The 11169-nt window shown below is 29.2% G+C and carries 9 protein-coding genes and 1 pseudogene; 5 read left to right on the plus strand and 5 right to left on the minus strand.

Annotation, left to right across the window (positions count from 1 at the left end):
* On the minus strand, window positions 1-2066 hold a 2066-nt coding region (gene mgtA / locus ACWI69_RS10965; RefSeq protein WP_448821877.1), incomplete at its 3' end, for a magnesium-translocating P-type ATPase.
* A 168-nt stretch (window positions 2067-2234) separates the two neighbouring features.
* Between mgtA and ACWI69_RS10970 the strand changes: the two genes are divergently transcribed.
* Window positions 2235-2486, plus strand: coding sequence for a hypothetical protein (locus tag ACWI69_RS10970; protein WP_448821878.1), 252 nt, complete (start codon window positions 2235-2237; stop codon window positions 2484-2486).
* 56 nt (window positions 2487-2542) lie between these two features.
* On the opposite strand, the gene ACWI69_RS10975 is transcribed toward ACWI69_RS10970, so the two are convergent.
* The 3 genes and pseudogenes from ACWI69_RS10975 to ACWI69_RS10985 form a co-directional block, all read right to left on the minus strand.
* Complete coding sequence (locus tag ACWI69_RS10975; protein WP_448821879.1) at window positions 2543-3229, minus strand: type 1 glutamine amidotransferase domain-containing protein; 687 nt, start codon at window positions 3227-3229, stop codon at window positions 2543-2545.
* Window positions 3230-3627: 398 nt separating this feature from the next.
* A pseudogene (locus tag ACWI69_RS10980) lies at window positions 3628-4335 on the minus strand (glycerophosphodiester phosphodiesterase).
* 8 nt (window positions 4336-4343) lie between these two features.
* Window positions 4344-6098 carry a molybdopterin-dependent oxidoreductase gene (locus ACWI69_RS10985; RefSeq protein ID WP_448821885.1) on the minus strand — a complete coding sequence of 585 codons (1755 nt, stop codon included), beginning with the start codon at window positions 6096-6098 and terminating at the stop codon, window positions 4344-4346.
* On the opposite strand from ACWI69_RS10985, the gene ACWI69_RS10990 reads away from it, so the two are divergent.
* The 3 genes from ACWI69_RS10990 (at window position 6097) to ACWI69_RS11000 (ending at window position 8694) form a co-directional block, all read left to right on the plus strand.
* Entirely contained in the window at window positions 6097-7476 is a 1380-nt protein-coding gene (locus ACWI69_RS10990) for an MATE family efflux transporter (protein ID WP_448821880.1), read from the plus strand. The two genes, ACWI69_RS10985 and ACWI69_RS10990, sit on opposite strands and share 2 nt — an antisense overlap.
* A gap of 264 nt (window positions 7477-7740) precedes the next feature.
* On the plus strand, window positions 7741-7938 hold the full coding sequence (locus ACWI69_RS10995) for a hypothetical protein (protein ID WP_448821881.1): 198 nt from the start codon (window positions 7741-7743) through the stop codon (window positions 7936-7938).
* Between the two features lie 78 nt (window positions 7939-8016).
* Window positions 8017-8694, plus strand: a complete 678-nt coding sequence (locus ACWI69_RS11000) for a Bax inhibitor-1/YccA family protein (RefSeq protein ID WP_448821882.1) — start codon at window positions 8017-8019, stop codon at window positions 8692-8694.
* Between the two features lie 39 nt (window positions 8695-8733).
* Here ACWI69_RS11000 and ACWI69_RS11005 read toward each other — a convergent pair whose 3' ends face one another.
* Window positions 8734-9687, minus strand: a complete 954-nt coding sequence (locus tag ACWI69_RS11005; RefSeq protein WP_448821883.1) for a carbohydrate kinase family protein — start codon at window positions 9685-9687, stop codon at window positions 8734-8736.
* Window positions 9688-9855: 168 nt separating this feature from the next.
* On the opposite strand from ACWI69_RS11005, the gene ACWI69_RS11010 reads away from it, so the two are divergent.
* On the plus strand, window positions 9856-11070 hold the full coding sequence (locus ACWI69_RS11010; protein WP_448821884.1) for a DEAD/DEAH box helicase: 1215 nt from the start codon (window positions 9856-9858) through the stop codon (window positions 11068-11070).
* The last annotated feature ends 99 nt before the right edge of the window (window positions 11071-11169 follow it).

Raw genomic sequence — 11169 nt, forward strand, 5'->3', positions numbered from 1 at the left:
GCACTAAATACAAGTCCCAATGTATTTATACCTATTACAATTCCAAAGTTTTGTCTTACAACTTTCATTGTATTTTTTGATAAACTCATTATGGCAGGAAGTGCCATAGGGTCATCGCTTTGAATAGTAATATCAGAAGTTTCTATGGCAGCATCTGTACATCCACATCCAAGGGATATGCCAACATCTGCATAAGCTAAAGCTGGAGCGTCATTTATTCCATCTCCCATGTAACCGACAGTGTTTCCCATCTCTTTTAAAAGTCGAACAACTCTAGCTTTATCCAGTGGTGAAAGTTTACAAAAGATAGTGGTATCTTTTAAAAGTTTTTTTAATTCCAAGTCGTCAATAGATTCCATAAAAGTGCCATCTATTGAATTGCTAACCTCTATTCCTATATCTTTACATATTTTTTTAGTAACAAGTTCATTGTCTCCGGTTAAAATTTTTACCTCTACACCATATTGATGTAAAGATTTTAAAGTATCGCCAACCCCATTTTTGGGAGGATCTAAAAATCCTAGTATTCCAACAAATGTCAAAGAATTTTCATCTTTATTACTATAATTAATCTCTCTATTTTGGGAAAGAGTTTTCTTTCCAATTCCAATAACTCTCATACCATCTTGATTCAAACTTGAAACCAAACTTTTAATTTTTTCTTCGATTTCATCTTTAATTTCAAAGTTTTGCCCATCTATTTCAACAAAACTAGATATATATAACATCTCTTCAATAGCACCTTTAGTAATCATAGTTCTATTTCCATCACAATTTTCTACTATGACAGACATCCGTCTACGTTCAAAATCAAAGGGAAGTTCATCTATTTTTTTGTACTCATTTTTAATTGAATAATTTTCCTCTTCAAATTCTAAAATTGCTCTATCCATAAGATTTTTGAGTCCAGTTTGAAAAAAACTATTTAAATAGGCTAAATACAAAACATCTTGGTCGTCATCACCTTTAAAATTGAGATATTTCACAACCGTAACTTTATCTTGTGTCAGAGTTCCCGTTTTATCTGTGCAAAGAATATTCATAGCACCAAAATTATGAATGGAATCAAGTTTTTTTACAATAGTCTTTTTCTTAGAGAGTTCAATGGCACCTTTAGTCAGGTTACCTGTTACAATCATAGGTAACATTTCTGGAGTTAAGCCAATAGCGACAGATAAACTAAATAATAAAGATTCAAACCAAGCATCTTTTAAAAAGCCATTTATTAAAAATACAATTGGAACCATAAAAAACATAAATTTAATAAGAAGCTTTGAAACGTCATCAATTCCTTTTTCAAAACTAGTTTCGGATTTCGTATCCTGTAAACTCTCGCTAATTGTGTTTAAGAATGTATGTTTTCCAGTATTAAGTACAACACCCACAGCAGCTCCACTTAGAACATTAGTTCCCATTAAGACTATATTAGATAAATCAGAGATAGATTCTGTTTTAAAAACTAAATTAGGATATTTTTCAACAGGGTTTGATTCTCCAGTTAAAACAGATTGACTGATAAAAAGATCTTTACTACTTAGGATTCGAATGTCTCCGGGAATAATATCTCCAGCAGTCAGTTTAACTATATCTCCCGGAACTAAATTTTTTATATCAATCTCTAAAGGAAGATTATCTCTAATAACTGTAACCCTAGTTATAATGAGATTTTTTAGTTTCTCAGCAGTCTTACTAGAACGGTATTCTTGAATAAATTTAATAATACTACTAATTAAAATCATAGTTATAATTAAAATTATAGATATCCAAGAGCGTTCGCTTTCTTTTGCAAAGATAACATCTGTAAAAAGAGAAACAAGAGCTAAAGTCCCTAAAATAAAGTTAAAGGGATTCAGAAAAGCTAGAAATAATTGAGTATACCATGGCTTTACTTTCTCTCTTGAAATTTCATTCAAACCGAATTCTTTTAGTCGATAATCAGCTTCTTCATTTTGAATTCCCTCTGAAGAAGTTTTTAAACTAATAAAAATGGTATTTATGTCTGCTTCCGAGAATAATTTTAATGTTCCTTTTATGTTGTTGTCGTTATTATCAAAGTTTTCATACAAATGAATCACTCCTCCTATCATTAAAAATATGTTATCTAGTATCTACAAAAAAAAAGAATAACTCCTTTAAAAATAAAAAATATAAGTTTTAAGTAAAATATAAAAGGTTTTTTAGAAAAAAATTGTATATTATAGACATAGTTGGGAATAAAAGGAGAGTGTTTTACTATGGAAAATAAAAAGAAATTAGAAGAACTAAAAAATGAAGCAAAAGAAAGTTTGAAAAAAGATGAACCAGCCAAAAAAGAGGAAGTGGAAGATTTTTGGGATAGATTTAAAAAATTGGAAAAATCTTGTAAAGAAGGGTTTGATATTTTGATTAGAGCAGAACTGCTGGATGTAAAAATGTTGCTATTTGAAATTGAAGAAAGGCATAAGGAAAAAGAGAAACATGATAAGGGAGAGGAAGATAAAAAGTAAAATAAGATTTAAAAAAGACCAGATTTCTTGATAGGAAACTTGGTCTTTTTTTAGAATTACTTTTGTAAAATATTTAATACTTCTCTAGCCACGGCTGCACCAGATGCGGGATTCTGTCCAGTAACTAACCTTCCGTCACTAACGACATATTCTCCCCAATTAGCAGTTTTACTATACTTGGCACCTCTTTTAACCAATTCATCCTCCGTTAAATACGGAAGAAGTTTATCAACTTGTGATTCTTTTTCTTCACTATCAGAGAAGCCAGTGACTCTTTTGTTTTTTATTAAATATTCACCAGTATTATCTTTTATATTTAATAACCCGACTACACCGTGACAAACAGCTGAAACTACTCCGCCATTATTCCAAATGCCAATAGCTATTTCTTGTAATTTTTTATTGTTTGGAAAATCCCAGATAACTCCATGACCGCCAGTGTAATAGATAGCACAATATTCTTCAAAATTTATAGCCTTAGCAGGAACTGTAATCCCAAGGTGGTTTAAAAAGTCCTCATTAGTATAGAATGACCAATCTATTTCGGACATTGCATTAGCTTCAATACTGTGAGGATCAATAGGAACGTATCCACCTAGAGGACTAGTATAAGTTACTTCAAAACCATTAGTTTTCATAACTTCAACAAAGTGAACAGCCTCACTCAACCACAAACCAGTTGCTCGATTAAAATTTGGATATTTTGAAACATTTGTGAGAACCACTAAAATTTTTTTCTTCATAGAAACCTCCAAAACAATATATAGAAAATAAAATCAACTCAAATTAATTCTACAAATTTGATAAAGATATTCCTACTTTTTATTTATACTCTCCACATAAAGTCCTATAATCATTAAATAGAAAAATTAAAAATAAAACCTATAAAAATAAAGGAATCTAAAAAATAAAATTGAATATAGCTACAACCTAATATATATTAATGGAGGTAATAATTATAAAAACGAACTTAAATTCTAAAAACAAAACTAATCGTACAAAAATTTATTTTAATAAGAATAAATCTAATAATTTTTCAATCGATTATCTTATATATATCATTTTTTTGTTTCTAATAGTCGCTTGCTTTTTCTATGGATAATTTCTAAAAAAATTTATAACTAGATTTTTTATTTTGGGATTAACTTTTGATTTCTTTCGGATAATTTGTGATTATTCTGGTTACACCCATATTTTTTAATATCTTGGCATCCTCTGAAGAATTGACAGTCCAAACATTAATATCAATATTTTTAGAAATTAAATAATCCACATCTTTTTGATTAAGAAAGCTTCGGCTAGGGTGGTAAGCACTTATATCAAAACCTAAATTCTCAATATATTTGTCCAAATGAACAAGTGCACTTTCAACAAGAATTCCAACTTTAATTTAACTATCTAACTTTTTTAAATTTTTTAGTAGATTATGACTAAAGGATGAAACAATAATATTTTTATCAGGATATTGTTTAATTATTTCTAAGACTTTATTTTCTGTATGTCTCTCTTCAGAATACTCCTCTTTTAATTCAATATTGATGAGTTTATCATTTGGGATAATATCTAAAACTTCTTTTAGAGTTGGAATTTTTTCGCCTTTAAATTTATCACTAAACCAACTTCCTACATCTAGTTTTTTTAGCTCTACCAAAGTATGCTCTCTTAAATGACCATATCCATTACTAGTTCTTTCCAAAGTCCAATCATGAAACACAACTATTTTTCCATCTTTTGTTTGTTGAACATCAAATTCAAATCCATCACATCCATCCATTAAAACTTTTTTGAATGCAGCAATTGTATTTTCGGGTGCTGTCCCAGATGCACCTCTATGTGCTAATATTTCCATATATCCTCCTAAAAATTTTTATCTTTACTAATATTAATAAAAGTATCGTAATACGCTACCTGACCACCTATATCAGAGGAGATATTGTCTGTTAAAAAGTTTGGATTACCCTGTTTTTCACTCCATTGCATAAATATATAGGCTTCATCTTTTTTTAGATTAGAATCTATCTTTATTTGAGATGTAATACTTCCATTTTTAGAAGAAACATTAACTATTTCTCCCTCCATAAAATTTTCACTATTTTCCTTTGATATGTATATTTTTGATATGTCGTTTATATCTCCAATATGCTGATTAAATAGGGAATCTTTGCAATGTGGAGTTACAAGTCTTATTGGATATTCAATACTTCCTTTTGTTGTTCGCATAAAAATGGGCATGGCTTCAAATCCATTTTTTAAAGCTAATTCACTATAAATTTCTATTTTTCCTGATGGTGTTTTAAATTTTTTATCCTTCCAAGCTATAAATCCTTTTTCAATATTTAAGTCCTGCTCTTTCAGTTTTTCAACAGTCGTATTTAAAGGTGCTAAAACTTTATTCAAATATTCCATTTTTGAAACTTGAGGATACTCTCTTAAATTCAAAACTTTAGCCAATTCTTTAAAAAATTCAAATTCATCCATTCTATAATCTAAAGGATCAACAACCTTTTCATTATACATTAACGACGGCATTAGCATAGAAGAATAAATAATATCTTCACTCTCAAGGGTATTTGTCACCGGTATTACAAGATCACTATTTTTTGCAGTATCGGTCAAAAACATATCAAAGCATACTTTAAAAGGAATTGACTTATAAGATTCTAGAGTTTTATTTAAATCAGGAAGTTGATTTAATAGATTAGCTTTACTGATAAAAATAGCTTTAATATTATTATCAGCGATAAAATCGCTGAATTTTGTAATAGGAAATTCTCTAGAATTTTTGGCGAAAAACAGACTTTTATATGGGTCTTTATCTAAAACTTGTGGATAAATTTTACTGGAATAAAAAACACCAGCTCCACTTTTTCCAATATTTCCCGTAATGCTCATAAGAACATCAATACTTCTTACACTGTTTCCACCATTTATATATCTTTGTAGCCCATATCCAATAAAGGTTATAATATTACCAAGAGCTATATAATTAGAAAGTTCCAATAAAGTATGCTTATTGACTCCACAATCATGTAGTAGATCGTCTAAATTGATGCTATCAAGATATTCTTTAAATTTTTCAAAACCAATAATATAATTCATTGAAAAATCATAATCAACGATATTCTTTTCAAAAGCTATTTTACAAAGAGCTAGAGCTAATGCTCCATCACTTCCACCTTTAACATTAATATGTAGATCACTTATTACGGAAGTTTCATTATTTCTAAAATCAATTGTTATAATCTTAACTCCTAATTTTTTCATCTTTATTAGTTTTTTATATAAATGAACAGAGGTTATCGCAGGATTTCTGGACCAAAGAATTATAACTTTAGCATTTTTCATATCATCCAAATCACTTGTTTTTCTTCCACCAAAATCATAGTCCTGAGCTGCACATCCTGCAGACCAACAAGTTCCTCCACTTGCTGTTGAAATCCCACCAAAAAAATTAAAAAATATTTCATGAATTCCTTTTAAAAGTCCACCTGCTCCAGATTCACTATAATGAATGATAGAATTTGTTGAACCATTATTTTTAATTTCATCTAATTGATCTTTCAAGATATTTAGAGCTTTTTCAAAAGAAATCTCTTCAAAGGAGGAACATATGAAACATCAGGAATTAACTCTACATAATGGAGACATAAAAAAATTACTTATAAAATACTCTATTCCTGCAATAATTAGTATGCTAGTAAGTGCTTTATATAATGTGGTTGATAGAATATTTATAGGAAATATGGAGGAAGTTGGAGCGCTAGCTATTACTGGAGTTGGAATAACAATGCCCATAGTGACAATTATTTTAGCTTTTTCAATGTTAATAGGAATAGGAGCTACCGCAAATATCTCTATAAAATTAGGAAAGCAAAAAAGGGATAGTGCTGAGAAAATAATGGGAAATATTATTACTCTTTCAGCAATTTTAGGAGTTTTAATTACAGTCTTAGGTATTATTTATAAAGATTCTATTTTAAAGGCATTTGGAGCGAGTGAAAGTACTTTAGAATATGCAAGAGAATATATAACTATTATATTATATGGTACTGTTTTTAATATTATGGGATATGCATTGAACAGTACAATCAGAGCAGACGGAAATCCTAAAATATGCTCAGCAATAATGGTGTTTAGCTGTTTTGTAAATATAATTTTAGATCCGATATTTATTTTTACTTTTAATTTGGGAATAAAAGGAGCTGCTTATGCAACTGTACTTTCGCAAATTATGACTGCACTTCTTTCCTATTTGTACTACACAAGTAAAAAGTCAGACTTAAAAATAAGAAAAGAAAATTTAATTCTCAATATGGATATCGTTAAAATTATATTTGCTATAGGAATATCTCCTTTTACAATGCAATTAGCTACAAGTATGGTGCAAGTTGTAAATAACAATGCTTTGAAAACTTACGGTGGTGATTTAGCAATCGGTGCAATGGCGACAGTGAATGCAATAGCATTACTTTGTTTTATGCCTGTATTTGGAATTTCTCAAGGAGCTCAACCTATAATCGGATATAATTTTGGTGCTAAACAATATGGAAGAATGGAGGAGGCGTATAAAATAGCAACTTGGACTGGTGTAATAATATTTTCTATTGCGTTATTTTTAGTTGAGGTTTTTCCTGCGACAATCGTGGGATTATTTAATAAAAATCCAGATATAATGGCCATATCTATTCATGGAATGAGAATTTATCTGATGGCAATGCCTGCAATTGCTTTGGGAATGGCTGGAAGCAACTATTTCTTAGCAATCGGTGAAGGAAAAGCAGCAATGTTTTTAAGTTTATTGAGACAAGTAATACTATTGATACCGTTAATTATGATTTTCTCAAAAGCATATGGTTTGACAGGTATCTGGTTAGCTCAGCCAATATGTGATATAATTGCAGCAATAGTTACAGTTATAATGGTTGGAAAAAATCTTAATAAATACAATGGGTCACAATTTTCTTTATTTAAAATTAGAATTTTTGAATAAAAAAGGAAAAATATTTGAGTATTAGTATAATAGAGTAAATTTATTATAAAAGAGGGAATAATATGAAGACTAAAAGCAATGTCATAAAAAAAATAGTCATGGGAATTATTTTGATCATCATTTTAGTTATAGGGTTTATTATGTTTCCTTGGAATCTTTGAGAGAAATGAAAGATTAAAAATAAACCTATTGACAAAACTCATAAAATATAATAAATATTAGTAGGAGGTTGTATCCTCCCCTATAAACTTAAAGGAGATTGAAATGGCTAACGGAAGAATGAACTTTGATCAATTTGAAGATGATGAAATGAACTACATTCCAAGAGAATTCACAAGAGGTGGAACTAAGGAGGATAAAAAGAAGATTCCAAAAATGAAAAAAGAAACAAAAGAAAAAATAAGAACTAAAGTGGTGAATGACAAGAAAAAGCTATACGAGTTTATGAATGATGGAGATTAAAAAATTATAAATTATAATAGCTGGCTAAGCCAGCTTTTTGTATTTAATTTTAAAATTTAATAGTTAAGGAGGTTAATTGTGTATAATAATTCAATTGAGATTTCTACAAAAAATAGTTTTCTAAGAAAAGTTTTTATGCAAATGTTTCTAGGTCTTTTAATTACGGGAGTTGTTTCTTGGTACGTTGTTCAGAGTCGTCAACTAATGGCTTTTGTAGGTAATTATATGACTTTTATAATAATTGCAGAGTTGGTATTAGTTCTTGGAATAAATTTTGGCATAAATAAGATAAGCAGTGGAGTGGCCAAATTGTTATTCATAGCTTATTCAGCTATGAATGGTCTAGTTTTATCAATAGTTATGTTGATTTATAACCCTTATTCAATTTTATATGTTCTGGGAGTTACCTCTCTTATATTTGTGGGGATGACAATTTATGGTTTAAAAACTAAAGAGGATCTGTCATCATATGATGGATTTTTCAAGGGTGGACTTATCGCTTTAGTAATTGTCTCTCTTCTAAATCTATTTTTAAAAATATCAATTCTTGGATGGTTTATATCTGTATGTGCTGTAGTACTTTTCACGGCATTAATAGCATATGACATAAATAGAATTGTAAAAATATTTCAAAATAATAATCTAAGTGAAGAGGATTATAATAAATTTTCAACTATTGGAGCTTTAATGCTTTACTTAGACTTTGTAAACCTATTCTTAAACCTTTTAAGATTATTTGGTAAAAAAAATAATTAGTTTAAAAAAAATGGGCTAAATTCGATTTAGTCCATTTTTTTAATTTTCACTCCAGTTTGTTTTCGTAATTATTTCTTGAATCAAGTCATGCCCCATATGTGGATGAATAGTTTCTTCATGAGATATTGTGACAATTGACATTGCCATAGCAAATTTAACAGTTTCTTTTATTGGAAGATTATTCATATAACCAAATCCTAATCCTGCAACAAAAGAATCTCCTGCTCCAGTGACATTTTTTACTGTAACTCCAGTAGCTTTTAATGTCCCACTTTCTGTTCCATTAGTATAATAAATACCATCAGCGTCTAAACTTATGAATACATTTTTAATCCCCAGAGATAAAAAATAATTTCCTACTTTCACCAAGTCTTCCCTAGTATTAATTTTAATACCAGATAAAACCTCAGCTTCAACTCTATTTGGCTTTATTGTGTGAAAGTATTTTATAAGATGCTTAACTCTTTCAGCCTTTGTTGAAGATATTGGGTCTAATATAAAGTTTGTTTTACCTTGAAATTTAGTCAATAAATATTCCAAATTTTCTGGATCATCTGCATCTAAAAATGTGAATGCAGAATTTTCAATCATGGGTGCTTTTGAGTCTATAAATTCAGTTGTCATAGCACTTATACTATCTAAGTCTGCTACTGCTGAAACCATTTCTCCATTCTCATCCAGCACAGCCATGTAAGTTGGAGTACTTCTTCCTTCCAAAACTAGGGAGTTTCTCATATCATATCCGATTTTTAAAGAGTGAGTTAACATTGAACGTCCAATTTCATCATCCCCTATAATGGATATAAATTTAGTTTTAACTCCAACTCTAGCCATATTTTCAGCTATATTTCTTGAAACTCCACCAAAAGATATTTTTATCTTTCCTGGAATAGAATCGCAGGCTTTATATGATGAGTTACAAAAACCAAACATATCAACAACAGAAGCTCCAAAAACTAGTATATATTTTTGTCCGCTTAGACAATCTTGCATTACAAATTCCTCCTAAATGTAAAAAATAAATAAATACATTCTAACAGATTTTTTATAAAAGTCAAAGATTAAAATTGTATAATAAAACTTGATTTTATACTTATTCCTTTTTTAACGAATAAATGTTATAATAAACAATTAAATAAGATTAAGATTAAAGGAGAATATGTGAATAATTTTAGTAATTTATCTGTCAATAAAAATATAGTGGAACTTTTAAGTAAAACAGGAATCAAAGAACCTACCGATATACAAAAGGAAGGAATTCCTGCAATTTTAAATGGAAAAGATGTAATAGCCCAAGCTATTACTGGAAGTGGGAAAACCTTAACTTTTATAATACCTATCGTACAAAACTTAGGTGAAAATGGAAAATCACCACAAAGTCTGATAGTAACTCCAACGAGAGAGTTAGCAATTCAAATCGCTGGAGAGTGTGAAAAAATAAATTATACCAATAAAAAAATTATATTAGCTTATGGTGGAAGAGAGATAGCTGGTCAAATAGAAGTTTTAAGAGATGGAGCTGATATTGTTATTGGGACTCCCGGAAGACTAGTTGATTTGATAGATAGAAAAGCTATCGATTTATCTAAGATAAAAACATTGGTTTTAGATGAAGTTGATCAAATACTTATGATGGGTTTTAGGAATGAAGTTGATCGAATAATCGAAGTTTCTAATAAAAAGAGACAAACGCTTTGTTTTTCCGCAACAATTGATTCCACAGTTAAGAAGATAGCTTATAGAATAACAAAAGAACCACTAAATATTGTTATTGAAAACAAAGAGAATAAACTAGCAAATATAAACCAACACATTATAAAGACATCAGATAGAAGAAAGTTAGATACTCTTTGTTCTTTGTTAAATGATACAAATCCATTTATGGGAATTATTTTTTGTAGAACGAAAGTTAGAGTTGATAATTTAGAGGAGGAGTTGTCAATTAGAGGTTACTCTTGTCAAAAATTACACAGCGATATTCCACAATCTAAAAGAGAGAAAATTATGAAATCTTTTAAAGATGTAGAGTTTCAGTTTTTAGTTGCAACAGATGTTGCTGCAAGAGGAGTCGACATTACAGGTGTAACACACATATTTAACTATGATATAACAGAAGATATTGAAAGTTATATTCATAGGATTGGAAGGACTGGGAGAGCTGGAGAAAAAGGAGAATCATATCTTTTTGTTACAGAGAAAAATGAACTTATGTTAAAAGATATTGAAAATGCAATTGGATATTCTATTCCTGAACTGGAAATAGAAGTTATCTCGGGAGGTGTATCAACATTAGAACTCCCTAAAAAGAAATACAATAAGAAAATAAACGCAAGGACAAAAAATATAGAAGAGCAAAAAAAACGTTATAGAAAATAAATAGGAAACTAAAAGAAGGTGGATGTATAAAAAATGGAAAGAATTCAAAAACAAATGTCATATTAATTCGAAATTGATAAAGTAAAAGAAGTTTTTATA

This window comes from Cetobacterium sp., from assembly GCF_977044495.1.